The 25,004-nt window shown below is 65.5% G+C and carries 21 protein-coding genes; 9 read left to right on the forward strand and 12 right to left on the reverse strand.

The features are described from left to right. Positions 1-4: 4 nt before the first annotated feature. A complete protein-coding gene (locus tag FOB72_RS32750) occupies positions 5-805 on the reverse strand; it encodes a response regulator transcription factor (RefSeq protein WP_150377076.1) in 801 nt (266 codons plus the stop codon). 11 nt (positions 806-816) lie between these two features. Between FOB72_RS32750 and FOB72_RS32360 the strand changes: the two genes are divergently transcribed. The 5 genes from FOB72_RS32360 (at position 817) to FOB72_RS31240 (ending at position 4,186) form a co-directional block, all read left to right on the forward strand. Then, positions 817-969, forward strand: a complete 153-nt coding sequence (locus FOB72_RS32360; RefSeq protein ID WP_191002321.1) for a hypothetical protein — start codon at positions 817-819, stop codon at positions 967-969. Positions 970-1,062: 93 nt separating this feature from the next. Next, the gene (cls, locus tag FOB72_RS31225; RefSeq protein ID WP_150377077.1) at positions 1,063-2,496 is read left to right on the forward strand and encodes a cardiolipin synthase; all 1,434 of its coding nucleotides are present in this window, start codon (positions 1,063-1,065) and stop codon (positions 2,494-2,496) included. Between the two features lie 135 nt (positions 2,497-2,631). Beyond that, on the forward strand, positions 2,632-3,318 hold the full coding sequence (locus tag FOB72_RS31230; RefSeq protein ID WP_150377078.1) for a TetR/AcrR family transcriptional regulator: 687 nt from the start codon (positions 2,632-2,634) through the stop codon (positions 3,316-3,318). A 118-nt stretch (positions 3,319-3,436) separates the two neighbouring features. Continuing rightward, on the forward strand, positions 3,437-3,919 hold the full coding sequence (locus FOB72_RS31235; protein WP_223851660.1) for a hypothetical protein: 483 nt from the start codon (positions 3,437-3,439) through the stop codon (positions 3,917-3,919). A gap of 75 nt (positions 3,920-3,994) precedes the next feature. Further along, positions 3,995-4,186, forward strand: a complete 192-nt coding sequence (locus FOB72_RS31240; RefSeq protein ID WP_150377079.1) for a hypothetical protein — start codon at positions 3,995-3,997, stop codon at positions 4,184-4,186. Here FOB72_RS31240 and FOB72_RS31245 read toward each other — a convergent pair whose 3' ends face one another. The 5 genes from FOB72_RS31245 to FOB72_RS31265 all read right to left on the reverse strand — a co-directional run bounded on the left by FOB72_RS31245 (position 4,187) and on the right by FOB72_RS31265 (position 11,475). Continuing rightward, complete coding sequence (locus FOB72_RS31245; protein WP_150377080.1) at positions 4,187-4,606, reverse strand: hypothetical protein; 420 nt, start codon at positions 4,604-4,606, stop codon at positions 4,187-4,189. It lies immediately after the preceding gene. A 307-nt stretch (positions 4,607-4,913) separates the two neighbouring features. After that, positions 4,914-5,675, reverse strand: a complete 762-nt coding sequence (locus FOB72_RS31250) for an endonuclease/exonuclease/phosphatase family protein (RefSeq protein WP_150377081.1) — start codon at positions 5,673-5,675, stop codon at positions 4,914-4,916. Between the two features lies 1 nt (position 5,676). Beyond that, the gene (locus FOB72_RS31255) at positions 5,677-7,893 is read right to left on the reverse strand and encodes a VTT domain-containing protein (RefSeq protein WP_150377082.1); all 2,217 of its coding nucleotides are present in this window, start codon (positions 7,891-7,893) and stop codon (positions 5,677-5,679) included. Positions 7,894-8,005: 112 nt separating this feature from the next. Beyond that, positions 8,006-10,450: a DUF3772 domain-containing protein gene (locus FOB72_RS31260; protein ID WP_150377083.1), complete on the reverse strand. Its 2,445-nt coding sequence runs from the start codon at positions 10,448-10,450 to the stop codon at positions 8,006-8,008. A 77-nt stretch (positions 10,451-10,527) separates the two neighbouring features. Further along, positions 10,528-11,475, reverse strand: a complete 948-nt coding sequence (locus FOB72_RS31265) for an alpha/beta fold hydrolase (RefSeq protein ID WP_150377084.1) — start codon at positions 11,473-11,475, stop codon at positions 10,528-10,530. 370 nt (positions 11,476-11,845) lie between these two features. On the opposite strand from FOB72_RS31265, the gene FOB72_RS31270 reads away from it, so the two are divergent. Continuing rightward, positions 11,846-13,549 carry a putative bifunctional diguanylate cyclase/phosphodiesterase gene (locus FOB72_RS31270; protein ID WP_223851661.1) on the forward strand — a complete coding sequence of 568 codons (1,704 nt, stop codon included), beginning with the start codon at positions 11,846-11,848 and terminating at the stop codon, positions 13,547-13,549. Positions 13,550-13,610: 61 nt separating this feature from the next. Here the strand turns inward: FOB72_RS31270 and FOB72_RS31275 are convergent, their stop codons facing one another. Beyond that, positions 13,611-15,662, reverse strand: coding sequence for an alkaline phosphatase D family protein (locus FOB72_RS31275; protein ID WP_150377086.1), 2,052 nt, complete (start codon positions 15,660-15,662; stop codon positions 13,611-13,613). Positions 15,663-15,810: 148 nt separating this feature from the next. Between FOB72_RS31275 and FOB72_RS31280 the strand changes: the two genes are divergently transcribed. Then, the gene (locus FOB72_RS31280; RefSeq protein ID WP_150377087.1) at positions 15,811-16,338 is read left to right on the forward strand and encodes a cupin domain-containing protein; all 528 of its coding nucleotides are present in this window, start codon (positions 15,811-15,813) and stop codon (positions 16,336-16,338) included. 101 nt (positions 16,339-16,439) lie between these two features. Here FOB72_RS31280 and FOB72_RS31285 read toward each other — a convergent pair whose 3' ends face one another. The 5 genes from FOB72_RS31285 to FOB72_RS31305 all read right to left on the reverse strand — a co-directional run bounded on the left by FOB72_RS31285 (position 16,440) and on the right by FOB72_RS31305 (position 22,638). Continuing rightward, entirely contained in the window at positions 16,440-16,649 is a 210-nt protein-coding gene (locus FOB72_RS31285; protein WP_150377088.1) for a hypothetical protein, read from the reverse strand. 54 nt (positions 16,650-16,703) lie between these two features. Next, a complete protein-coding gene (locus FOB72_RS31290; RefSeq protein WP_150377089.1) occupies positions 16,704-18,980 on the reverse strand; it encodes an FdhF/YdeP family oxidoreductase in 2,277 nt (758 codons plus the stop codon). A 189-nt stretch (positions 18,981-19,169) separates the two neighbouring features. Further along, a complete protein-coding gene (locus tag FOB72_RS31295) occupies positions 19,170-20,537 on the reverse strand; it encodes an MFS transporter (RefSeq protein ID WP_150377090.1) in 1,368 nt (455 codons plus the stop codon). Between the two features lie 41 nt (positions 20,538-20,578). After that, positions 20,579-21,319, reverse strand: a complete 741-nt coding sequence (locus FOB72_RS31300; RefSeq protein ID WP_263364808.1) for a gamma-glutamyl-gamma-aminobutyrate hydrolase family protein — start codon at positions 21,317-21,319, stop codon at positions 20,579-20,581. A gap of 251 nt (positions 21,320-21,570) precedes the next feature. After that, complete coding sequence (locus tag FOB72_RS31305) at positions 21,571-22,638, reverse strand: porin (protein WP_150377092.1); 1,068 nt, start codon at positions 22,636-22,638, stop codon at positions 21,571-21,573. A gap of 183 nt (positions 22,639-22,821) precedes the next feature. Here FOB72_RS31305 and FOB72_RS31310 point away from each other — a divergent pair, with 183 nt between their 5' ends. Both FOB72_RS31310 and FOB72_RS31315 read left to right on the forward strand, forming a co-directional pair. Beyond that, a complete protein-coding gene (locus tag FOB72_RS31310; RefSeq protein WP_150377093.1) occupies positions 22,822-23,652 on the forward strand; it encodes a MarR family winged helix-turn-helix transcriptional regulator in 831 nt (276 codons plus the stop codon). Positions 23,653-23,773: 121 nt separating this feature from the next. Further along, positions 23,774-24,976 (forward strand): ABC transporter substrate-binding protein, encoded by a 1,203-nt coding sequence (locus tag FOB72_RS31315; RefSeq protein ID WP_223851663.1) that lies wholly within the window; start codon positions 23,774-23,776, stop codon positions 24,974-24,976. Positions 24,977-25,004: the final 28 nt, after the last annotated feature.

Raw genomic sequence — 25,004 nt, forward strand, 5'->3', positions numbered from 1 at the left:
CCGGTCAGGCCGACATCAACTGCTGCACGTGGCGCGCCATGACCTGCGACGGATCGCGCGGCGCGGCGGGCACGACCGGCACGGCCACGTCTTCGGTCCGCGCGTTGTCGAGCACGTCCAGCCGGTAACCCTGCGCGTAGACCACGCTGACGGTCACGCCGTTCTCGGGCCCCAGCGCCAGCGTGCGGCGCATCCGCGAAACCAGTTGCGCCAGTGCGCGCGACAGCGGGGACAACTCCCGTCCCCAGACCACGCGCTCGATCCGGTTATTGCTGAGCATGCAGCCCGCGTTCGCGAACATCAGCGTGGCGAGGTCGGATTCCTTCGGCGTCATCGCGATGCGCTTGCCGCGCAGCAGTGCGTAGCGGCCAGCGCTGTTCAGTTCGTACGGACCCGCGCGCACGCTCATGCCAATGCGTCCGCTCGCGGTCATCACGCGGCGGCGTAACGCCGCGATGCGGGCCAGCAGCACACGCTCGGAAGCCGGTTGCACGAGGAAGTCGTCCGCGCCGGCATCGAGCGCTTCGACCAGCGCATCGTCGCTGGAGACTTCGGACAGCATCATGATGGGAACGTCCCGCGCGCGGGCGGCGCGCACCGCGCGAATGACGTCGATGGCGGGAATGTCCGGCAGCTCTCGGTCGATCAGCAGCATGTCATAGGTGTCGTGGCTGATGCCGTGAATCAGATCGCGGCCCGTCTGGAAGACGCTGCAGCGGAAACCGGCCATCGACAGCGGGGCCTCGATTGCTTCCGGGTGGAATGCACCGCTGGTGAGCAATGCGATATTGGGGGAGGCGGTCATGCGGAAATCTCTTGAAAGACGACGAGAACTGGGGCGCGGGTGAGAAGATTCCGAGGCAGACTATCGACCGCACGGGATGCCAGCAATCAGGTAAATCTGAAATTTCCGAGATCAGACTCGGAACGTCGTACTTCTTTGAATTCGCAGGATTCGATGCGGGCTGATGCGTGGCGTGTGGGAATCGGCGCTTTTCCTATGCCAGAATAGCGATCATCGAATCCCGGCCAGTCATGGCGATTGCCGACTATGTTCCGCCTATGTTGAGTCCAAGCATCGTTGCAGCGATCGTCGCGGGCTTCCACGTCGTGGGCGTGGTTGCGGCGCTGCATGCAGTCATGACGGTGCGCACCGCGCCGGGCGCGATCGCGTGGGCGGGGTCGCTCGTGATGATGCCGTACTTCACGCTGATTCCTTACCTGATCTTCGGGCGCAGCCAGTTCGCGGGCTACGTCAACGCCCGGCGGTTCAACAACGACCGGCTGCGCGAGATCCGCCATGGCATGAGCGTGCGCGAGCGCGACGCGTTCGGCGCGCGCATCGTGCAGGAGCCCGAGCCGCTGTGCCTGCGCGCGCTGCCGCGGCTGACCGGCATGCCGTGCGTGTCCGGCAATGCGGTCCGGCTGCTCGTGAATGGCGCCGATACCTTCGCGGCGATCTTCGCGGCCATCGATGCCGCGCGCGAGGTCGTACTGGTGCAGTTCTTCATCGTGCATGACGACGCGCTCGGGCGCGAACTCCATCGTCGCCTGTGCGCGCGCGCCGCCGCGGGCGTCAAGGTCTATTTCCTCTACGACAGCATCGGCTGCCATGCGCTGGGCCGGCCGTACGTGCGCGAGTTGCAGCAGGCCGGCGTGGAAGCGCGGGCGTTCTCCACGCATCCCGGTTTCGTCAACCGGTTCCAGCTCAACTTCCGCAATCATCGCAAGCTCGTGGTCGTCGATGGCGCGTGCGCGTACGTGGGCGGCCATAACGTCGGCAACGAATACCTCGGCACGCGTCCGCCCCTCGCGCCGTGGCGCGATACCCATATCGAGATCCGCGGCGCGGCGGTGCTCGGCCTGCAGATGGCCTTCGCTGAGGACTGGTACTGGGCCGCGCGCGAGGTTCCGCATCTGCTGCAGCCGCCGGCGGCGGCCGCGGGCAACATGCTGTGCCAGATCGTGCCGAGCGGTCCGGCCGACAATCAGGAAACGTGCTCGCTGTTCTTCGTCGAGGCCATCCAGTCCGCGCGCAAGCGGGTGTGGATCACGTCGCCGTACTTCGTGCCCGACGAGGCCGTGTTCGCGATGCTGCGGCTCGCGGTGCTGCGCGGCGTGGACGTGCGCATCCTCATTCCGGCGCGGCCCGACCACCTCGTGGTGTTTGCCGCCTCCACCATCTACGCGTACCAGGCCATCTGCGCCGGCGTGAAGATCTTCCGTTATCAGCCGGGCTTCCTGCATCAGAAGGTGATCCTCGTCGATGACGAGGCCGCGGCGGTCGGTACGGCCAACCTCGACAACCGCTCGTTCCGGCTCAACTTCGAAATGATGGTGATGACCGCGGACCATGGGTTTGCCGCCGACGTCGCGCGCATGCTCGAAGCCGATTTCGCGCAGGCCAGGCCCGTGGGGCGCGACGAATTTCTCGGCTCGCCCGCGCTGCTGCGCGTCGCCATGCACGTCGCCAAGCTGTTTGCACCGATCCTCTGACGCCCTCTTTGACGCCCTCCCTGACGCCGTCCATCCGCCCCGATGGAGCGTCCCATCCGACGCTTCTGGCGTCCCTTGTGTACACTGTCTACTATTAACCTGATTGTCACAAATGGCGCTCGCATGGGAGGCGACATGACCCGCAACACCCCGACGGTGGCCGAAGCCCCGCCGGTGCCCACGACCCGAAGCACCTACCGGCACGGCGATCTGCGCCGCGCGCTGCTCGAGGCCGGTATCGATCTCGCCCAGGCGGGCGGACCCGATGCCATCGTGCTGCGCGAGGCCACACGGCGCGCGGGGGTCGTACCCAATGCCGCGTATCGCCACTTCGCGAACCGGCAGGACCTGCTGGAGGCCGTGCGCGCGGCCGCGCTGTCGCGGCTGGCGATGGAGATGGAAGCGGCCATGGCGGCCGATCTGGCCGCGGTGCCGGCCGATGCCGATGCGGCCACGCGCGCCCGCGCGACACTGCGTGCCGTGGGACGCGGCTATCTGCGCTATGCATTGCGGGAGACCGGATTGTTCCGCACGGCATTCTCGGTGCGGGAGCAGGTGCAGCAGGTCGAGCACGAGGCCGACCCGGCGAAGGCGGGCAACAGCGGGCTGAACCCGTTCCAGCTGCTATCGGCTGCGCTCGATGGCCTTGTCACGGCGGGACTGCTGGCCAGCGATCGTCGCCCCGGGGCCGAATACCTGGCGTGGGCGGCCGTGCATGGGCTGGCCATGCTCGCGCTCGACGGTCCGCTGCACGGCCGGCCGGCCAGTCAGATCGATGCGCTGTCCCAGCGGCTGCTGGAGATGGTGGAGCAGGGGCTCTGAGATAAATCATCCGAACATCGGATATCTACGAAACTTACTTGTCTAACGTTTGTTGGTGCGCGGCACCGGCGCTCCCACTGGACCCCCTTTGGGGAGCGTTCATCAGTGGGAGGCGACGATGCGAAACATGCGTGGATGGTGGCGGGTCACGGCTGCCGGCGGCGCGTTGATGCTGAGCGGTTGCGTCGCCTATCCGGACTACTACGGCTACAACAGCTATTACGGAAGCTATCCGGGGTACGTGTCTTCCGGCACGGTGGACGCCGCGGGCTATCCATCGGGGTATTACGGCAGCTACGGCACGACCTACACCTACTACGGTGGATACCCTTACGCGTCCTATCCCGTGTATCCGGCCTATTACCCGTACTGGTACGGGCCGCGCTACGGCTATGGCGCGTACTACGGCAGCGTGCGGTTCGGGTGGGGCGGCGGCTACCACGGGTACTACGGCGGCTATCGCGGGTACTACGGCGGGTATGGGCGCGGGTACTACGGCGGCTATCACGGCGGATACCGTGGCGGCTATGGCGGCGGGTATCGCGGTGGCTACCGGGGCGGGTACGGCGCGTCGCGCGGCGGCGGCGGTCGCGGACGGTGACGCTTCAATGGCAGACTTTTCGCGTCGGCACTACCATCGGCATTACGGACGCCCGTCCGCCGGAGATCGTTCGCCATGACCCAAGCCAGAAAGCCCGCCAAGTCGACTGACAAGCCCGACAAGCGCGATCAGGACGCAAAGCTCGAGGACGAGCTCGACGAAGCGCTGGAAGACACGTTTCCCGCGAGCGATCCGATTGCGGTCGATCCGAAGCCGGACCGTGCGCCCCCCAAACCGGAGAAGCGCAAGCCCGGCCAGGCGCATTGATCAGGGCAACTGCCGCAGCTGCCCGATCACGGACATCAGGCGTCCGTGTGCCACGGTCACCGCGGTCTCGTCCTGCAGCGCTTCCTGATAGCGTTTGCGAAAGCCCGCGTCGCCACGTTCGCTGAAGAGCTTCTGCGCCGCGCCGGCTACCGCGCGGCACGTGTCGTCGTGATGCTCCACGCCCTCGAGTTCTTCGTCGATCTCGATGATCAGCCGCGACAACGGATCGAGCCAGCGGAAGAACGACTCTTCCGTGACGAGTTGCACGAACTGGCCGGCTGGTATCGGACCGTGCACGCGTTCATATTGGCCACGATCGTAGCCGATGACTTCCTTATGCACCTGGAGCAATGCCGCGCGCAGGGCGCGCAAGCCCAGTTTGCGGGTTTCCTGGGTGGCAAGGAACTGTTCACTGGTCATCCCGTCTCCACTTTCCTTTGTCGAGGGCAGGCACGTCTCGATGTGTTACCTCCCGACAGCGCGCAAACCGCACACGCTGCCACCTGTCCCCTATCTTTTTCGAAATGGCTATTCTGACGCGCGCGTCAGGCCACTCGCGACGCGCACGTTGCGTAAGGCAGTATAGGCAGCGGGCCATGGACGGACAAAGCGTGACCGCCTAGCGAAATACCCGTATTGCGGCGCGCAGCGCGGCAATGCAGGCGACGTAGGACGCATCGAGGGATGCATCGACGGGGCATCGCAACGGGCCGGCTACAGGGTTGCACTAGTTGCGCGGCGCGGCGATCAGGTGCAGCACTGCGCGCAGCGGCAGGTGATCGGAGGCCACGCGGGCAAGCGGCGTGGCATGACGATTCACGGAGACGAGATGCGCGCGGGGCGAGGTCCAGATGCGATCGAGCGCGAGCATCGGCCAGCGCGACGGGAACGTCGACACATGCGGCGTGCGCTGAAAGTACGCATGGAGCCAGCGCAACGGGCGGCCCCACAGAAACCATTCGTTGACGTCGCCGAGCAGCAGCGTCGGTTGCGCGGGCATTTCCGCGAGCGCGGTGAGCAAGCGCTGCACCTGCCAGCGGCGTTCGCTTGGACGCAGGCCGAGGTGGGTGGCAATCACGCGCAGCGTGAAGCGTTCGTCCTCGCCGGGGTCTTCCGTGTGGCACGACAGCAGTGCATCGATGGCGCCGCGCGGTTCGCGGCCCTTTACGCTGAGGTCGATATGGCGCACGCGCAGTGGCGGATAGCGCGTGAGCAGGGCATTGCCGTAATCGCCGTCCGCGCGTACGAGCGTGGGGCCGGGAATCGCGTGATGGCCGCTGTGCTTCGACAGAAACTGCAACATGTCGAAGCCCGTGGCGCGCGTCTCCACTTCCTGCAGCGCGACGATATCGGCGGACAGTTCCTGCAGCACGTCGGCAATGCGGTTCGGCACGAAGTGACCGTCGGTGCCGACACCGCCGTGGATGTTGTAGCTGGCTACCGTCGTATGCGCATGAGGGGTGTGAGGGGCATGGGGTGCCGCGTTCATGTCATGCGCGGCCCATGCGTTGTCGGGCCGAGGGGGCGGGGGGCCGGTGACGCGTGGACGAATCGCCGGAGCCCGTCGCCTGCGCCTGGGCTTCGCGGCGGCGCTTCCGCCGGCGCAACAACAGCATGACCGAGGCCGGAACCAGCAGCACCGCGAGTACGAGCGCGAACGTGAGCGGGCCGGGATTGCGCGCGGCCGCCGCGATGCGATCGACGAGCGAGGCGGAGATGACGATGCCCGGCGTCATGCCGATCATCGTGCCGAGCAGGCAGTCGCGCAAGCGGATGCGCGACGCGCCGACGACGAGGTTGACCAGCGTGAACGGCGCCACGGGAACGAGCCGCATGACGACCATCGCGAGAATGCCATGTTCGCCCACCTGCTCGCTCAGACGATTCAAACGGTTGCCGCCGAAGCGGCGCACCGCGTTGCGGCCGAGCATCCGCCCGATGCCATAGCCGGTGGCAGCGCTCAGCACGGTGCCGCATAGCGCGAGCGCACCCCCGTAGAGCGGACCGAAAACGACGACCGTCACCACGATCAGCACCGTGACGGGCATCAGCACGAGGCCGCCGAGCACGTAGGCGGCCATCATCGCGAGCGGGGCGAACGGCATGTCGTCGACGCGCTGGACCAGTGAGAGCACCGCGCGGAAGTCCGCCCATTCGCGCAGCGGCGTATAGCGCCACGCGAACGCGAGGCCGGCCAGCACGACGAGCAACAGCACGAGCATGCCAACGCGGCCGACCACGCGTGGGCGCGCCTCGTGGCTCACGAACTGCTCGACCAGTTGCTCGCTGTCGATCGGCTCCATGGGATCGAGCAGATCGGCGGAGGGCGAGACCGCGTCGAGGTCGTCGGGCACCTCGGGCGAGAATGGTTCCAGCGTGCGGCCTTCGCGACGATGCAGCAGCGCGCAGGTCGCGAGCAATCGTCCCGTCTGGCGATAGGCGAGGTCGAACTCGCGCGGCGTGACGGCGAGGTGTTCGCAAAGCAGGCGGTCGCGCATCGCGCGGATGGCGGTGGCAATGCGCGCGTCGCCGGCCGCTTCGAGCACGATGTTGCATTCGGTGTCGAGACCGAACGAGCGGTTGCTGAGGTTCGCGGAGCCGATGGTCAGCAGCGTGTCATCGACGACCATGACCTTGCTGTGCACGTTCACGCAGTCTTCGCCAAGGCCCGGTACCTGCGGGCAGAACAACGCAAAGCGATTCTCGCGGTCCGCGGCGCGCAGCTTGCGGTGCAGCCGCGCACGCAGCACGCCCATGCTGTGTTCCTCGAGCCAGCCGCTCTCCACGCGGCGCGAGACCAGCGCGATATCGGGGCCGCCTTCCTCTTCCAGCCGCTCGCCTAGCGCGTCGGCGATCAGGCCCGAGCTGAAGTACTGGTTCTCCAGATAGAGGTTGTCGCGCGCGGCGGCGATGGCATCCAGATGCAGCGCGCGGATTTCCGCGATGCCGGGGTGGTCTTCCGTCGGCGGCTCGGTGCGGCTGATGCCGAGGTCGATGTCCGTGACGTCGGGCGTCACGCTGAGCGGCCACGCGTCCTCGAGCTGGCGGTCCGCCGGGCCCGGCGTGCGGGGCTGGCGGCCCGTGGCCCTGCGCCAGCGTTCGGCCGCGAGGTCGCCCATCGCGGCGGCGGCGGCGCCGTCGAACACGCACTGCACATCGTGGAATGGCGCATAGGGCTTGCCGTCGGGATCCTTCCGCAGCGGGTCGTCCGCCATATGGTGATGGCGGTCCCAGCGGCGGATGGTGAGGTCGAGGCCGCCCGCGAAGGCGACCTGATGGTCGATCACGACCACCTTCTGGTGATGCGAGGCGCCGGGCGGATGATTGCCGTCGAGCTGGAACGACAGGCGGCGATGCGCCTGCCAGTGGGCCTGCGCGGCGGGTAGCCACTCGCGCTCCAGCGCGAACACCATCGAGAAGTCCCAGCTCAGGACGTAGACGCGAAGGCCGGGACGGCGGCGCGCAAGCTCGTTGAGGAAATCCCTGAGGGCGGCCGGATAGCCGTCGCTGCTGCCGCCCGGCTCGAGCACCATGCGGCTGTCGATGTCCCAGCCGAGGATAAAGACGGTATGGCGGGCGTGGAGCAGCGCTTCCCGCAGCGCCGAGAAGTACGCTTCGCCATCGACGAGCATGGCGAAGCGATCACTGTGTTCGCGGCGCCAGCAGTTGTGGCCGGGCTTGAGGATGGGGGCAGGGGCGGTTGTCATGGCAACCGCACGCAGCGCAATATCCGGACCCGGGTTGGAACCCGCATGCCTGTGTGGCGCGAACGGTTCCCGGGTTGTGCGCTTTACCGTCCTTTGTAAAAGTTGCTGCCTCCTAGCTGGCCGCGCGTTCGATCGGTTCGTTGCCCGGCACCGGGAAATTCTCCACGCGCAGCGTCTGCGGCATCGACAGCGAGATATTGGCCGCGCGCAGGCGCTTGAGGATCTCGAACAGCAGGTCGCTCTTGGTATTCCCCGTCACCCGCGGACTGCTCACATACCCGGTCACGCTCAGCGTGATCCCGTTTGGTGCAAGCTGATTGAACGTGACCGACGGCGGCGGCATGTCGAGAATGCTCTCGTTGTCGCGATACGCTTCCAGCAGCAGGTCGCGTACTTCTTCGGGGTCCGTATTGAGCGGGAAGGTCAGCTGCAGCGTGGCCACGCCCTGCGTGCTGTTGCTCATGGTGACGTTGCGCACGTTCTGCGAAATCAGCTGCGAGTTGGGCACGATCATCGTCGAGCGGTCGCCGAGCTGGATCTCCGTGGCGCGCACGTTGATCCGGCGGATATCGCCTTCCACACCGCCGATGCTGACCATGTCGCCCACCTTGACCGGCCGCTCCGTCAGCAGGATCAAACCCGACACGAAGTTCTTGACGATCTCCTGCAGGCCGAAGCCGATGCCCACCGACAGCGCGCTGACGATCCACGCCAGGTTTTCCCATCGCACGCCGAGCAGCGAGAGGACCAGCAGCACCAGCAGCACGTAGCCGACGTTGCTGAACAGCGTGATGAGCGACGCCCGCAGCCCCGGGTCCATGCCGAGCTTCGGCAGCATCTCGGCATCGAGCCACCGCCGTACCGAGCGCAGCAGCCACACGCCGACCGTCATCGCGATGATGGCGTTGAGAATGCGGTCCGGCATGATGTTGAGGCTGCGCAGCCGCTCGCCGCCCAGCACGCGCAGCACGCTGTCGACGAGCTCGGCCGGCGTGGTGCCGAAACCGCCGGTCATCAGCGCGATGGCGGCGACGATCAGCAGCAGGCTGACCCCGATACCGGACAGCACGGTAGACGTCTGCTCGAGGTGATGGTCGCCCACGCCGAACAGCTGCTTGATCAGGCGCCCGCTCGCATACTGCGGCGAGAACAGGCTCTCGCAGATATCGCGCGTGAGCTGCGTGAGCAGATAGAAGCTGCACAGCACGATATCGAACCAGACCAGTTCGTACGTGAGAAAGCGCGCCACGGTGATATAGCCGACGAGCAGCGCGCCGAGCGAGATCACCGTGGCGAGCGTGACGGCCGCATGGATCAGCCCGGCCAGCGTCGCGCGCGCCTCGGGTTGTTCGCCCGCCGCGGCGAGTTCCGTGCGCACGCGGTTGGCGCGCAGCAGCGCGGCACCGATGACCACGACCACGACCAGCGACACGAGGCCGCGGCCCAGCAGCGTGAACGGCACGCTGGTATCGACGGTGCGGTTGAGCTGCTCGAGCGTGCCGGCCACCAGCAGCAGGCCGGCGAGGATGGACGGGAACGGGCGCATCGCGATGGCCACGCCGTCGGCCAGCGCGGGCAGCCGCCATGACGGATGCCGCGTGCACAGCAACGCGCGGCCCAGCCCCGCGATCAGCGCGCTGGTCATCATGAGCTTGGCCATCTCGCTGAGCAGCCCCTCGAGATCGGGCGGCGGCTCGTAGAGGCGCGTAAACGCGATATAGACCAGATGCACGGCGATCGCCGTGGTGACCACGGTCGTCAGCGCCGTGCCGAGGGCGAGCGCGCTGCGCCGCAGACGCGTCGCGGGCAGGAACGTCAGGCAGTACCACGCGACGCCGCGTTCCAGCAGGCGGCGGCCGAGCGTCCACAGCAGGCCCGCGAACACGAGCAGCAGCACGGTGCCCGTGCGCGCGCCCGGTTGCCAGGCGAGCTGGCCCATCGGCACGACCTGATCGAGGAACGCGTCGAAGCGGCGGCGGTCCTCGTCGGCCGGATCGAACAGCGGTGCCCAGAAATGCGGGTTGAGAATGCTCTCCGAGCGCAGCGCGAGCTGGTCCTTGAGGCGGCTGCGCTTGAGCTTGTCCAACTGGTCGTTGAGGTGCGCGATGTTGTCGCGCGACTCGGCGGCCTGCTTGAGGGCGGCGTCCAGCTGGGCCTTGCGCGCATTGAGATCGGCGCGCTTGCGCACCACCGCGGCGGCTTCCGGTGTGGTGCCGGCTGCAGGCGGCGGGCCCAGCACGTCGAGCTGCGCCTGGAGTTCGGCGACGCGTGGGGTCAGCGCGGCGGTCAGCTTGTCGACGTCCGCATTGAGGTCCTGCAGCGCGTCGTCGAGTCCCCCGAGCTTGGTCTTGCCATCGGGGGCCGAGGCCTGTTGCTTGATGCGGTCCTGCGCGGTCTGCAGGCGTTTGAGTTCGGCGACGATGTCGCCTTGGGACAGCACTTGCGCTTGCGGCGCACTGGCATCCGTTCCACCTTCGGCCGCGATCGCAATCGGGGGCGCGAGATGACACAGAGCAATCAGCACGAGGTTCAGCGCAAATTTCGAGAATTTGCTCATTGCGGAATCGCGTGGATGTCTGGGCGGAGAGCAGGGTGCTCCCCACGAACGGGGGGATTATACGCAATGCGGTTGCATCACTCGGGCCGAACGGGCTTCGGCGCGATCTTTTCCGCCATGAACTTGCGTGTGAGCACGGCCACGTCGTCGAGGCGGGTGTCCATGAGGAAGTGTCCGCCGTCGAGAATGCGGATGGACGCATTGGGCAGATCGCGGCGGAACGCGCGCGCGCCGGCCTCGGTGAAGGTCGTATCGTAGCGGCCCCACAACACCAGCGTGGGCGGCTGCCGCTGGCGCAGCCACGTCTGCCACTGCGGGTAGCGGTAGAGGTTGTCGCGATAGTCGAACGCGAGGTCGGTCTGGATATCGATGGCGCCCGGCCGGCGCAGAAAGGCGAGCTCGTCGATCCACAGGTCGGGGTTGTAGGCTTCCGCGTCGGGATCGGCGCCGACGTGCCGGCCACGGACGGCCGCAAACGACAGCAGCGCCGCGCGCACGTCCTGTTCGTATGCGCCGCGGTTGGTCCAGTAGCGCTGCCGCGCCTCCCATGCGGGCGCGAGCCCTTCCGCGTAGACGTTGCCGTTCTGGAAGATCGTGCCGAGCACCGCGTTGGGGCGCGCGAGCGCCATGCGCATGCCGACCGGCGCGCCGTCTCCCTGCATGAACAGCACGTAGCGGTTCAGCTTCAGCGCATCGGTAAAGCCGAGCATGACGCTGGCCAGCCGGTCGTACGAGTAGCGGAGCTGGTTCGCCGGCGGCGCGGCGCTGTTGCCGAAGCCGGGGTAGTCGGGTGCGATCAGGTGATAGGCGTCGCCCAGCGCGCGCAGCAGACCGTCGTACATGCGCGACGACGACGGCAGGCCATGAAGCAGCAACAGGGTGGGGCGGTCGGGCGAACCGGCCTCGCGGTAGGCGATGCTGATGCCATCGACGGTAATGGACCGGTAGGCCACCGGCGCGCCGACGGCGCTGCCGGCGCACCACAGGAGCGCGCACAGGACGATGAAACGAAGATGTGCGCGCATAAGCGGGCGATGGGACGGATATCGAAGTAATACCCCCGCCGGGGTCGGGCAGGACCCCGGCACGGGCAGGCGCTATCGTAATGGCGGCCTTATGGGCCACACATGACGTCGTCATGCTTACAACACCAACGGTCGTTCGATTTGATCAGGAATCGTGCTGCGGAAGAATGGACGGCGATGGCCGATGAATGCCATCCTTCGGCGGGGTGGCTGATTCGGCGCATTTCTGTTAGAAACACGCCGCGATGGTCGAATTCCGTGTTGGGTGTTTATGCAAACGTTGCAAGTCAGGGACTGTCTCGATCCCTCCGCCCGTCGGGTACGCGTCGATGAGCGATATCGAGACCTGGCAGAAGCCGATGTCGAAGGCATGCGGGCGTTTGCGGTATTCGCGGAGAACGGTGGCTTTGCCGGTCTGGTGACCGACCGCCAGGCCACGCTGTTTCCGTCGCGCCGCTTTGGCGACCTGCTCGCCCGCAGGCAAGGCGAGGCGTTGCGTCCCGACGACGATGCCGTGCGCGCGCTGCATCGCATGCGCGTGGCCGTGCAGGCCCACCTGCCCGTGATCGAGCCCGATGGTACCTATCTGGGCGTGATCTCCGTGCAAAGCGTGCTCGCGGAGCTCGTGCGCCGCGCCGAGATCTACCGGCAGGAGCGCGAGGTCCTCGTGGAGCAGCTGGAAGCCGAGCGCGAGAGCCTGCGCGCCCAGTACCTGCATCTGGCGTACTACGACAGCCTGACGGGCCTGCCGAACCGGCAGCTGTTCCAGGAGCGGCTCAACCATGCGATTGTCCAGTCTTCGCGGCGCGGCACCGAGTTCTCGCTGCTGTTTCTCGACCTGAACCGCTTCAAGGACGTCAACGACACGCTGGGCCATTCCTTTGGCGACCGGCTGCTTAAGGTCGTGGCCGAACGTTTCAGCAAGCTCGTGAGCGAGACCGATCTCGTGGCACGGCTCGGCGGCGACGAATTCACGTTCATCCTTCACGACACCGGCGATGTGGACACCGTCAATGCCACCGCGCGGCGCATTTTCGACGAGCTGGCCGAACCCATCGCGCTCGATGGCATCCAGAGCTATGTATCCGCGAGCATCGGTGTCAGCCGCTATCCGGCCGATGGCGTGACCGCCGAAGCGCTGGTGATGAACGCGGACGCCGCCATGTATCGCGCGAAGGAAGACGGCATCGGTGCCTGCCATTTCTTCTCGCCGAAGCTGCACGACCGCATGCTGAACCGCCTCGATATCTCCAACGCGCTGCACCGCGCGCTCGAGCGCGAGGAGTTCTCGCTGGTGTGGCAGCCGCAGGTCTCGCTGACCTCGGGCGTGATCGTCGGCGCGGAAGTGCTGCTGCGCTGGAATCGCGACGGCGTCAAGGCCGTGTCGCCTGCCGAATTCGTGCCCATCGCCGAGGAAACCGGCATGATCGGCGCCATCGGCGACTGGGTCCTGCACGAGACGTGCCGCCACGCGTCGCGGCTCGAAGGACTGCCGCTGGCGTGCGATTTCCGCATTGCCGTGAACTTCTCGCCCATGCAGCTGCGCTGGCACAAGGAGAAGTCCGTGCTCCGCACGATCCACGAGCACGGGCTGGATTGCAGGCGCTTCAAGATCGAACTGACCGAGAACTCGCTGTTCCTCAACAAGGAAGGCATGGCCGAGTTCGTGCGCGAGCTCGGCGCTGCCGGCGTGGCGATTTCGGTCGATGACTTCGGCACGGGTTACAGCAACCTGTCGTCGCTCAAGCATCTGCCTGTGAGCGAGCTCAAGATCGACCGCTCGTTCATCCACGACATGCAGGCGTCGCATAGCGACAAACAGCTGGTGCTCGCGATGATCGGCATGGCGCAGATGCTGGGCCTGCGCGTCGTGGCGGAAGGTGTGGAGCACCCATGGCAGGTGGCGGTGCTCAAGGACTTCGGCTGCGATATCGGGCAGGGCTATCTGTTCAGCCGCCCGGTGGCGTTCGACGAACTGGTGCGTCGCCTGGAGGCCCCGCCGTTCGATGTGCGCGCGATGCTGTCGGCGCCCTATCCGCCGCCCGGCCAGACCGCGCTGGCCGGGGCGGCCTGAGCCCCCCTGGGTTAGCTCCCTTTCTGGGTTAGCTCCCTTGCTGGGTTAGCCCCTTACAGGGTTAGCTCGCCAGCAGCGTCACGGCCGGTGCCACATCGGCCAGCACCTGGACCGACTGCGTGCTTGCGGTCGCCGTGGCCGGCGCGGCGCCGTTGACCAGCTTGGCCATCTTGTGAAAGGTGCAGGTCAGCGCGGCGGGCGTCAGCACGACGACGGCGTAGCCCTGCGCGTCGGTGTCCGCGTACTTCAGCGTGGTGGCGTTGTTGGTCTTCAGCGTGTCGTTGAGCGTGTTGATCACGGCGCTGATCGGCGTCGTGTACACGAGCGGACGTACCGCGGCGAATGCCGGGTTGAAGTCCACCACCTGCTTCAGGAAGCTCCAGAACGAGTTGCTCGAGATGCCGGCGGACACGAGGTCGACCATGACCGGTGCCGGCGTGCCGGCATCGTGGTCGTCCATCACCACGCCCGCGAAGAACGCGTGGATGTCGCCGGTCAGCGCTACGACGTTGCCGATGGCATTCGTCTTCAGATGCGACATCAAATTGTTGCGCTCGGCATTGTAGCCATCCCACATGTCGGCGTTCAGGATGAACTGGTCGAGCAGGTTGCGCGGGGGCAGGCCCTGGTTCAGCGAGGGCGCCCATTCGGTGTCGAACTCGTTCTGGTCCAGCAGGCCCAGCGTGTTGACGAGCAGATTGCCAAGCGTGGTCCACGGCAGCGTCGGGTAGGACGCATTGCTCTTGCCGGCCGTGAGGTCGGCGGTGACGGCCGCCTTGACCGCGGCTTCCAGCGCGGTATTGCCGGTCTGGCCGCCCGCGGCGAGCAGCGAGGCGGTGATGGAGGCGATGATGCTCGCGGTGCCATCCACCTTCATGCGCAGTAGCGACACTTCATTGCCCCACAGCTTCCACTTGGTGGTGGCGCCGCTCATGGCGCTCTTCCACCAGTCGCGCTGCTTGTCGCCGAGCATCGATACCGGCGTCAGCGCGCCGCCGGCCGCGCTTTGCTTCTGCGCCGAGGCCGCGTCGAGCGCGGTCTTGGGCACGAAGTAGCGGCTGCCGATCTCGCTGCCCGCGGCCGCTTCCGGAATGATGTGGTCGGCGCGATAGAGGCGCTCGTCGGTCATCACCAGCGTGGCGAGGTCGCCGAACTGGAACTGCCGGTAGATCTGGATGTTCTGGAACGACGGGTTGGCGAGGTCGAGCGTCACGTCGGCCGGCATGAACTCGAACCATGCCTGATTGGCGCTGCGGCGCCGCGGAAGCTGCTCGGTCTGGTCGTCGCTGACCGTGTAGGTCTGGTGGTCCTGCCAGCAGTCGTCGGAGAACTCGTGGTCGTCCCAGATGGAGATGATTGGATGCGCGGCGTGCAGGGCCTGCAGGCGCGGGTCCGTGCGGTACGTCTTGTACAGATAGCGATAGTCGGCGAGCGTGGTGGCATACACCGAGTTGTCCTCGGCCAGCCTGGTGCCGTTGGGCAGCGTCAGCGCGGTGTGGGCGGGCTCGGCCTTGCCGGACTGGAAATCGGCGCCGATGCTCTCGTAGATGTAGTCGCCCATATGGACCACGAAGTCGAGATCCATGGCGGCGATCTCCGCCATGCCGGCCCAGTGGTTGACGCTCCAGTCCTGGCAGGTCATGAACGCGAACTTGAGCTGCGACACGGGCGTGCCGGCCGCGGGGGCGGTGCGCGTGCGGCCCGTCATGCTGGTCACGCCATTGACGAGGTAGCGGTAGTAGTACGTCGTGGACGCCGCGAGGTTGGAAACCTTGGTGCGCAGCGTGTAGTCGAAGTCGGGCGTGGCGGGATGGACGTCGTTGACGATCAGCGTGGCGAAGTCCTGCGTGGCCGAGACCTGCAGCGTGACGTTGACGGTATCGGTACCGTTGGCACCGTTCACGCGCGTCCACAGCATGACGCTGTCGGGCTTCGGATCGCCGGATGCCACGCCGTGCGCGAAGCTCAGTGTTTGCGGCGTGGTGACGGGGCCGGTGGCCGGGGGCGTGGAAGGGGTGTTGTCGTTGTCGGAACCACCGCACGCGGCAAGGCCGGTGGTGGCGACGGAGACGGTGATGAAGCTACCCCATTTGAGAAACTGACGGCGATCCATGTTCTGATCCGAGTGGGCAATGTCGTGGTTATATTTCTGACTTGTCGTGCTGGCATTGCACGACGGCGCCCATTATTTGGATCGTCTGTGACCGATTCGTGTCCGCTTTCCCCTAATATTCTGTAATGACAATGCGTGACCACCGTTCATGACGAAGACATCTGACGTGCAGGCAACACTGATTCGCGAACTGGGTTTGACGCCGCACCCCGAAGGCGGCTTCTATCGTGAAACATGGCGCGACGCTTTACGCGTGACGCGCCCCGATGGCGCGGAGCGTTCGGCGTCGACGGGCATTTACTACATGCTGTCCGGCAACGCATTTTCCGCATGGCACCGCATCCGCGCGGACGAGGCCTGGCACTTCTATGCGGGCACACCCATTCACGTCCACGTGCTCGAGGACGATGGCGTCATGACGACGCATCGGCTCGGCAATCCGCTGACGCATGCGTCCGAATACGCGTTCCAGGCCGTGGTGCCGGCAGGACGCTGGTTTGCCGCGGAGCGTGTCGGCGACGCGGAGGGGTTTGCGCTCGTGGGGTGCACGGTAGCGCCGGGGTTCGAGTTCTCGGAGTTCGAGATGGCGGGGGCGGAGGATATCGCGGCGTTGGTCCAGGCGTATCCGAAGCATGCGGAGGATATCGCGCGGCTGACGTCCGAGGTTCGCGGATAAGGGGACGCCGCCAACGATTGGCAATGCAATGTTGGGCGGCGCGTTCTGCGGGCTGTCGAAAGTTTTACAAACGGGCGCGTTCCGAAACCAGTGGGCCTGGCCTACTGACTGGCGGCGTCCTCGTCGCCCTCTTTTCCGTTGATCTCGTTAGCCGTCTTGCGGTCGTCGGGCGGGGTGTCGGGCTGAAGAATCGCAGCGCCGCCCGAGGTTTCGTCATCGACGAGGCCGTTGCCTTCGCCTGAGACCTTGATCTCCGTGGTGGCAAGATCGGTGTCGCGATCGTCCGGATCGGGGGTCTTTGTCGTCGTCATGCTTTGCTCCTCTGGTGTCATGATCGACCTCAAGCCGCAAGATCCACACCAGGGTCATGTGCCGACGCTGGATCGGATCACCCGGACCGGTGCGGATTTGTAAGAGGGCGTGCCGCACTCCTTGTCTATGTAATCGAGTGGCACCAGGGCGTTGGCCTCCGGGTAATAGGCGCCCACCGAGCCCGGGGAGATGTCATAGGCGATCGCGGTCATCTTCTCCATCCGGAGTGGCCGACCGGGTACCGCTGTCTCGACATCCACCAGATCGCCATGCTCGATGCCTAGCCGGGCAAGGTCTGCTTCGTTCATGAACAGCACGTCTCGCCGGCCGAATACGCCGCGGTAGCGGTCGTCCATGGCGTAGATGGTCGTGTTGTACTGGTCGTGGCTGCGCAGCGTGATAAGGCGGAGTATGTCGTCGCCTGCCACTTGCGCGTTTTCCTGTACGCCGCGATACACCGAGAAGATGGCCTTGCCGGTGGCGGTCGGGAAGACACGTTCCGTTGGCGGGAGTGGCATGCGGAAGCCGCCCGGTACGCGGATACGCGCGTTGTAGTTCTCGAAACCCGGGATAGTCCGTTCGATCAGATCCCGAATCTTGTCGTAATCCGCGATCAGCCCCATCCAGGCGACTTTGCTGTTCGGAATGGTCGCGCGGGCCATGCCGGCCACGATCGCCGGTTCGGAGCGAAGGAACTCGGAGGCAGGCGGCAGCTTCCCTGCCGAGGCGTGGACCATCGACATCGAATCTTCGACCGTGATCGATTGCTGCAGTCCGTTCTGGAGATCGAGCTCCGTGCGTCCCAGTACGGGCAGGATGTAGGTTTCTTTCGCAACCAGCAAATGCGAGCGATTGAGCTTTGTGCCAAGGTGCACGCTCAGGTCGAGGTTCTTCATTGCCGGAAAGCACTGCGCCGGGTCTGGCAGCGCGACGACGAAATTCCCTCCCAGGCAGATGAGCGCCCTGGATGCACCGGTAATGATCGATTGCATGCCAGCGACCGCGTCATGGCCGTGCTCCGCTGACGGCTTGAAGCCGAAGACCTCTTCGAGCTTCGAGAGAAACTCGGCCGATGGCTTCTCGGTGATGCCGACCGTACGGTTGCCCTGCACGTTCGAGTGCCCGCGCAGCGGGCAAATGCCAGCCCCTTCCTTGCCAATATTGCCACGCAGCAGCAGCAGGTCGCAGATCAACCTGACATTGGCGGTCCCCTTGTTATGCTGCGTGACGCCCATCCCATAGGTGACGATCGTGGCGTTCGCACGGGCATACGCCTCGGCCACCTCCGCGAGCGCCTCGCGCCCCAGGCCACTCTCGCGCTCGATATCTTCCCAGGAGGTCGCCTCGATATCCGCCTGGAATGCGTCGATGCCTTGGGTGTGGGCCTGGATGAAGTCGTGATCGAGCACGTTGCCGCGCTGGGCGTCCAGCGCCAGCAGCGCCTTGATGATGCCCTTGAGCGCCGCCGCATCGCCACCCGCTCTCACCAGGTGGTAAGTTGACGCAATCCTGTTCGATCCGAATGTCGCCATCTGGAGCATGGCCTGCGGATCCTGAAAGCGCTCGAGCGCGCGCTCTCGCAATGGGTTGAACACGATGATCGGTACGCCACGACGCGACGCCTCCCACAGTGTTCCCATCATGCGCGGATGATTGGTACCGGGATTGTGTCCGATCGAAATGATCAGGTCCGCATGGTCGAAGTCCTCGAGCGAGACCGTGCCCTTGCCGATGCCGATCGATTGCGGCAAGCCCACGCTCGTGGCTTCGTGGCACATATTCGAGCAATCCGGAAAGTTGTTCGAGCCATATTCGCGTGCGAACAACTGAAACAGATATGCGGCCTCGTTCGACGCGCGGCCCGACGTGTAGAACTCGACTTGTTCCGCGGGCAGCGCGCGCAGGACTTCACCGATCCGGTCGAAAGCCTGTTCCCACTCGACGGCCTTGAACGTGTCGGTCGCGGCGTCATACACCATCGGATGCGTCAGGCGCCCCATACCCTCGAGCTCGAAGTCCGATCGCTCGAGCAACGACGTCACGGTATTGGCGGCGAAGAATTCCGGCGGAACTCGCTTGGTCGTTGCCTCCCACGTCACCGCCTTGGCGCCGTTCTCGCAGAACTGGAAGGTGGATCGGTGTTCCTTGTCCGGCCAGGCGCAGCCGGGGCAATCGAATCCGTCCGGCTGGTTGGTCCGTAGCAGTGTGAGGGGAGCCTTGACACTCTCCATTTGCGTCACGATAGCCTGCGCGGTAGCTCTAAGGGCGCCCCAGCCGCCGGCGGGGCTATCGTACTGGCGAATACCTGGAATTTCACGTCGCTCTGACATCGCAAACTCCACTTATGTTGGCGGAGCCTCGGCGGCTCCCGCAGACCGATCACATGTGGCGCGAAATCACCCACGCCGCGCGTCGCTCCATCCTAGGAAACAAAGCGGCAAATGGGGTGTTAATGGTTGTGAAAAAAAGCGGCCTTGAAATGACGCGTCCTTTCGAACCAGCGGAAAGGTGAGTCGCAGCTAGTGTGTGGCGACCGCGTCCGTCGCGTACACCTCCTCTCGCGAGGTCAGGGACTTCACTACCAGGGCCGCCGCCGCAACGAGGGCCGGAACCGCCAGCAGGGCGAAGATGGTGTCGAACGCAAGGTGCATGCGTAGCAGTTCGCCACCGAGCAGCGCACCCGTGATGCCGCCAAAGCGGCCAATGCCCAGCATCCACGCCACCCCGGTGGCCCGGCCCTGGGTCGGATAGAACCCGGCGGCCAGCGTCGGCATCGATGCCTGCGCGCCGTTCATCACGGTGCCGGCCAGAAAGATCAGCACGCCCAGCAACACCTGTTCCGTAGCGCCATGGCCCACGGCGTAGATCAACAGGCCGGCGAATGCATACATGGCCGCTACGACCTTGTTGGGATTCATCCGATCCATCAACCAGCCAGCCGCAATGGTGCCGATGCCGCCACCCAACGGAAACAGCGCGGTGAGCAACGAGGCGCGCTGAATGGAGAAACCCGCATCCTTCATCAGCGTGGGCAGCCAGCTCGTGAGGAGGTAGAAGATGACCAGCCCCATGAAATACGTCAGCCACAGCATGGCCGAGCCAAGCCGGTAGCGCGGTGCCAGCACGGTGCCGATCGCGGATTGGGCGACGGCCGCGGTCTCGTGAATCGTGAAGCGTTCCGCGGCGGCAACGTTGGCGCCCGTTACGCGTTTGAGGGCGGCGGCAATGCGGGCGGCGGGGTAACGGCGCACCACCATGAAACGGACCGATTCGGGCAGCGCGAAGATGAGGACGACCCCAAGCACCAGCGGCGCCACGCCACCGAACAAGAGGACGCTCTGCCAGCCAAAGTGAGGAATGACGGCAGCCGCAAAGAATCCTCCCGCGGCGGCGCCCAGCGGAAAGCCGCAAAACATGGTGTTCACGAGTACCGCGCGGCGCTTGGCGGGCGCGAACTCGGACATCAGCGTGACCGCATTGGGCATGGCGGCGCCAAGGCCCAGTCCGGTGAGGAATCGCAGCGCCGTCAGCCACCAGAGCGTGGGCGAGAACGCCGTGGCAAGGCTGCAGGCACCGAAGAAGAATACCGACAACACCAGCACCTTCTTGCGCCCGACGCGGTCGGCGGCCGGTCCGGCCACGATTGCGCCGAATGCCAGCCCGAACAGCGCCGCGCTCATCACGGGGCCGAGCGTCGATTTGTCGATGCCCCAGTCCTGGACCAGGGCCGGCGCGACGTAGCCCATGGCTGCCGTATCGAATCCATCGATCGCAACGATCAGGAAGCAAAGCACGAGGATCGCCCATTGATATGCGGAAAACGGGCGATTGTCGATCAGGGTCTGTACATCGACCGTACCGATCGCGGGTGGGCTGGATGGCTGCATGTCTCTCTCCGTGGGCAGATATTGGGTAACAGCGCTCCCACTCAGCGCTGTCCGGCCGAGTTGGCGTAATGGCGACAGGCGTCGCCGAAGCGGGTGAACAGGCTCTGCGACAGCGAATCGACCGCCGCGGTGACTTCGGGGTGCCATTGCACGCCGACTGCAAAAGGCTGGCCGTCCAGACGAATTGCCTCGATCAGGCCGTCACCATGACGTGCCTCGATGGAGCAGCCTCGCCCGAGCGTGCGGATGCCCTGCATATGCAAGGAGTTGACGACGGCGGTGTCCGCGCGGGTCCAGTCCCTCAGGAGGCCGTCCGGTGCCAGCGTGACGCTGTGCTTGTAGCGGTAGCGCTCGGCCATGGACTCGTTCGGATCTTCGCGATGTTCGGTGTCATGGCCCGCATCGTAGATGTTGGGGTGGAGGGTGCCGCCGAACGCGACGTTCATTTCCTGAAAGCCGCGGCAGATGGCAAGCATCGGCATGCCGCGCGCCGCGCCGCCGCGGAGCAGTTGCAGGGCGACATGGTCGCGGGCGGGATCGATCAGAAAGGCGGCGGGCTCGTCGCCGCCATACTGCGCCGGTGCCACGTTGGAGGCGCCGCCTGGAAAAAGTAGTCCCGATACTGCGTCGAGATAGGGCGCCACATCGTCGATATCCTCGGCTGCCGGGATCAGGATCGGCGTGACGAGCGAGACCGCGGCCAACGCGCGGCGGTAGCTCTCCTTGACGCTGTGAAGATCGTGATCGCCGACGAAGAACCGGTCGCTGACGACGCCGACCAACGGTCGATCAACGGTGCGGGGCGAGGTAGCTAATGGCGGCATGGCAGGGCCTTTGATCTGGGGGGATCGTTGATTGCATGCCGATAATAGATTACTGCATACATAAAGCGCAATATTTATCTTATAAATGGCTATTAAAGCGCTTTATATATTATAAATGAGCTTCGATGTATGCACTGGTCTTGTGCCGGAGGGGCTGGGCGCATGTCGGGCCCGTGGCGCGTTGCGCGGGTGCCACGGGTCCCCCACGGTCAGAAGCGGTGTCGCATGCCGATGGCCGCGCCAAACTGCGAGCTGCCGCCGTTAGCCATGACGTAGGACGCCGCCGGGCCGTTGTAGGTGTCGAAGTTCAATGCCGAGTCGCGAGCGTAGGCCGTCGATAGGTAGACGTCGGTGCGCTTGGACAGGTTGTAGTCGACTACGAACAGCCATTGACGCGGATTGGCGGGATTGGAGGTGGTGGTGGCCGTGGGTCGGAACGTGCGCAGGTCGTCGTAGTAGTAGGCCAGCGTCAGCGACAGGGCGCCCACGCTGTAGACGCCGCCCACCCACCAAAGGTTGTCGCGGGCAACCGTGCGTGCCGCCGTGGCGTCGCTCTTGCCGAAGCGGTAGCCGGCGAACACCGCCGCCGGGCCCCACTCGTAGCGCCCGGCGGCGGCCACCTTTTGCGTCTTGGGCGTGCTGCCCGCCGTGCGCGTGCCATCGACCTGGTCATACGAAAGCTGCACGCCGAAACCGTTGGCGCTGTAACTGGCGCCGCCGCCCCACCCGGCGCTGTTGGTAATGTTTCCCACCTGCTCGCCGAATGCCCAATGCGTTTCCAGCGTGACCGGGCCGAAATTGCCCGTGTACTTCATCATGTTGTCTTCGCGCAGCGACGTGCCGAGCATGAAGACCACGGGTTCGAACTGCGTCGCGTACGCGGTAGGGGAGAAGCTCGCGTTCAGGTCGAACATCGACGTGTACTGCCGCCCAAGCGTGACCTTGCCGTAAGGCGCGGAAAGTCCCACGTACGCCTGGCGACCCCACAGTCGGCCACCTTGCTGCAGCGTGCCGTTGTCGATGGCGATGGCGCTCTCGAGGACGAACAGCGCCCGCAGTCCTCCGCCGAGTTCTTCGGTGCCCCGGAAGCCAAAGCGGGAGCCGGCCAGCCCCCCGGACTGCATGGCGACTCGGGATCCGCTGCCACCGGTGCTCATCGCGTTATGCGTCGTGTATTCAATGTTCGCGTCCGCGACCCCGTAGAGAATCACGTTCGACTGGGCCTGAACGGTTCCCCCCAGCGCAACCCCAAATACAGCAGCCATCCACCTTTTCATGTCGTTCTCCGTATCAGAGGGGCTTGTGGTTTGCGGAATTGCCCCTGCCGACACGCTATGCGATGGGGATTCACGCCCAGAAGGTCCAATCGGAGCGGGCTCGCCATGCCAATTCGGACATGCCTTGTGTTGGTGCTGGAGTTGGGTAAAATACTTGGGGACAATGACCAAAGACAGTGCATCATGCCCTCTTCCGGGAACAACGAATCCGACCTGCAGACTCTGGAGCGCCGCACGCAGCTGGCGCCGCGCCGCAAGCCATACTGGGAGATCGTGGCGCCTGGCCGCCATATCGGCTATTACCGCGGCGCGCGCTCGGCGACCTGGCACGCGCGCAAGTTCGTCGGAGACGGGCGCTACGAGGAAATGCGGCTGGGTCCGTGCAACGATGTGAGCGCGATGCCGATGACGGGCGCCTTGACCTATCGAGAGGCGCTCGCCGCCGCCGATGCATGGTTTGGCGGGCCCGAGCCGCAGCGCGCGCGGACGGCCAGGGCGAAGGCGGAGGGCCCCCTCGAACGCCTCGATCCCGACCGGCTCGATGCCATTTCCGATGCCTGGGCCAAGGAACGTCCTGACATCGACTTTCGCCTTGCCGGATTCTTCCTGCGCATCGAGCACGCGCACTACCTGCACGAGCAGCGCCTGTCAGCGATTTCCCGCGCCAAGGGCGTGAACATCGGCGATCTGCACGTGCTGCTGGCATTGCGCCGCAGTGGACCTGCCTACGCATTGCGGCCCACCGATCTGTTTCGCACGCTGCTGGTAACGTCCGGCGCCATCACCAAGCGCATCGACCGGCTGGCGCAGCGAGAGCTCGTGGAGCGCGTGGCCGACCCTGAAGATCGGCGCTCTGAACTGGTGCGGCTTACGCGCCGCGGTGCGGCCATCGCCGATGGCGCGATTTCCCGGATCAACAAGAACCTTGCAGCCATCGTGGACGCGAGCGGCATCACCGCCGCGGAGCTCGCGACGGTCGACGCCTGCTTCCGCAAGCTCATCGCGAGCATGTAGCGCTGGGGTGCGGCGGGTCTGCCGCACTGATCCCCCCACGTCTCGGCGTTTTCCCTGATGCGGTCGCGTCGGATAGCGGCTAGCATTAAATCTTACGTGGAAGATACTTATGGGGAAGAAGATGGGACGTGGCACCTCGTTCAATCGACGGGACATGCTTCGTATCGGCGCCGCGCTGCTCGCGTCGCCGGTGATCGAAGCAACGGCGCAGCAAGGCGGCGCATTTCGCGGACAGATCAAGCTCGGGCAGACGATGCCCTACAGCGGTCCGGCGTCGGCGCTGAGCGCGGTTGGCAAGGTCCAGTCGCGCTACTTCCGCATGGTCAACGAGCGTGGCGGTATCAACGGACGCGAGGTGGTGCTGCTGTCGCTCGACGATGGCTACAACCCGGCCAAGGCCGTCGAGCAGACGCGCCGCCTGGTGGAGCGGGACCGTGTGCTGGCGATGTTCGGCAGCATGGGCACGGCGCAAAACGCCGCGGTACAGAAGTATCTGAACACGCGCACGGTACCGCAGCTGTTCGTGTACGCCGGCAGCGCGCGCTTTGCCGACCCGAAACAGTATCCGTGGACGGTGCCCGGCCTCACCACGTTCCCCACCGAGGCCGCGATCTATGCGGAGTACCTCAATCGCGTCAAGCCCGGTGCCAGGGTTGCCGTCCTCTATCAGAACGACGAGTTCGGCAAGGAGTACCTGGCCGCGTTTCGGCAGCGGCTGCAGGAGATCGGCAGCGCGATGACCGTCTCCATGGCACTGACCTACGAAATCACCGCGCCCACCGTCGATTCGCAAGTGATCTCGCTGGCGGCGTCCCAGGCCGATGTGTTCCTCAACATCACGTCCCCCAAGTTCACGAGTCAGGCGATCCGCAAGGCATCGGACCTCGGCTGGAAGCCGTTGCAGGTGGTACCCATTACCAGCAATTTCGTCGCCACCGTGTTGCGCGCGGCCGGGCTCGAGAAATGCGTGGGCTTGATCTCTGCCACGCCGACGAAGTCGGCGGGCGATCCCGAGTGGGCCAGCGATGCCGGTTATGTCGAATGGCTGGCTTTCATGAAGCGCTACTACCCGGAAGGCGATGTCACCGAGCAGCTGAATCTGAGCGGATACAACATCGCGGTGCTGATGGAGAAAGTCCTGCGCGACTGCGGCGACGATCTTACGGCGGCGCGCGTGCTGCGCCAGGCCACCTCGCTGCGTGACGTGGCGCTGCCGGGATTGATTCCCGGCATCACCGTCAATACGTCGGCCGACGACTACCGCATCCTCCGCCAACTGCGGCTGCAGCGGTTTGACGGTACCCGCTGGGTCCGCATGACCTGAGCGGCTCGTGCCTGCCCCACGCCACTAT

This window comes from Cupriavidus pauculus (genome assembly GCF_008693385.1).
Lineage (GTDB): Bacteria > Pseudomonadota > Gammaproteobacteria > Burkholderiales > Burkholderiaceae > Cupriavidus > Cupriavidus pauculus_D.

What these genes read in the sequence shown, in the direction of transcription:
- FOB72_RS31315 (WP_223851663.1), top strand. Translation starts at nt 23,774, where the DNA reads ATGGGACGTGGCACCTCGTTCAATCGACGGGACATGCTTCGTATCGGC.
- FOB72_RS31280 (WP_150377087.1), top strand. Translation starts at nt 15,811, where the DNA reads ATGACGAAGACATCTGACGTGCAGGCAACACTGATTCGCGAACTGGGT.
- FOB72_RS31235 (WP_223851660.1), top strand. Translation starts at nt 3,437, where the DNA reads ATGCGAAACATGCGTGGATGGTGGCGGGTCACGGCTGCCGGCGGCGCG.
- FOB72_RS31290 (WP_150377089.1), bottom strand. Translation starts at nt 18,980, where the DNA reads ATGTCAGAGCGACGTGAAATTCCAGGTATTCGCCAGTACGATAGCCCC.
- FOB72_RS31255 (WP_150377082.1), bottom strand. Translation starts at nt 7,893, where the DNA reads ATGACAACCGCCCCTGCCCCCATCCTCAAGCCCGGCCACAACTGCTGG.
- FOB72_RS31310 (WP_150377093.1), top strand. Translation starts at nt 22,822, where the DNA reads ATGCCCTCTTCCGGGAACAACGAATCCGACCTGCAGACTCTGGAGCGC.
- FOB72_RS31270 (WP_223851661.1), top strand. Translation starts at nt 11,846, where the DNA reads ATGCGGGCGTTTGCGGTATTCGCGGAGAACGGTGGCTTTGCCGGTCTG.
- FOB72_RS31260 (WP_150377083.1), bottom strand. Translation starts at nt 10,450, where the DNA reads ATGAGCAAATTCTCGAAATTTGCGCTGAACCTCGTGCTGATTGCTCTG.
- FOB72_RS31245 (WP_150377080.1), bottom strand. Translation starts at nt 4,606, where the DNA reads ATGACCAGTGAACAGTTCCTTGCCACCCAGGAAACCCGCAAACTGGGC.
- FOB72_RS31250 (WP_150377081.1), bottom strand. Translation starts at nt 5,675, where the DNA reads ATGAACGCGGCACCCCATGCCCCTCACACCCCTCATGCGCATACGACG.
- FOB72_RS31295 (WP_150377090.1), bottom strand. Translation starts at nt 20,537, where the DNA reads ATGCAGCCATCCAGCCCACCCGCGATCGGTACGGTCGATGTACAGACC.
- cls (WP_150377077.1), top strand. Translation starts at nt 1,063, where the DNA reads ATGTTGAGTCCAAGCATCGTTGCAGCGATCGTCGCGGGCTTCCACGTC.
- FOB72_RS31230 (WP_150377078.1), top strand. Translation starts at nt 2,632, where the DNA reads ATGACCCGCAACACCCCGACGGTGGCCGAAGCCCCGCCGGTGCCCACG.
- FOB72_RS32750 (WP_150377076.1), bottom strand. Translation starts at nt 805, where the DNA reads ATGACCGCCTCCCCCAATATCGCATTGCTCACCAGCGGTGCATTCCAC.
- FOB72_RS31285 (WP_150377088.1), bottom strand. Translation starts at nt 16,649, where the DNA reads ATGACGACGACAAAGACCCCCGATCCGGACGATCGCGACACCGATCTT.
- FOB72_RS31305 (WP_150377092.1), bottom strand. Translation starts at nt 22,638, where the DNA reads ATGAAAAGGTGGATGGCTGCTGTATTTGGGGTTGCGCTGGGGGGAACC.
- FOB72_RS31275 (WP_150377086.1), bottom strand. Translation starts at nt 15,662, where the DNA reads ATGGATCGCCGTCAGTTTCTCAAATGGGGTAGCTTCATCACCGTCTCC.
- FOB72_RS31265 (WP_150377084.1), bottom strand. Translation starts at nt 11,475, where the DNA reads ATGCGCGCACATCTTCGTTTCATCGTCCTGTGCGCGCTCCTGTGGTGC.
- FOB72_RS31240 (WP_150377079.1), top strand. Translation starts at nt 3,995, where the DNA reads ATGACCCAAGCCAGAAAGCCCGCCAAGTCGACTGACAAGCCCGACAAG.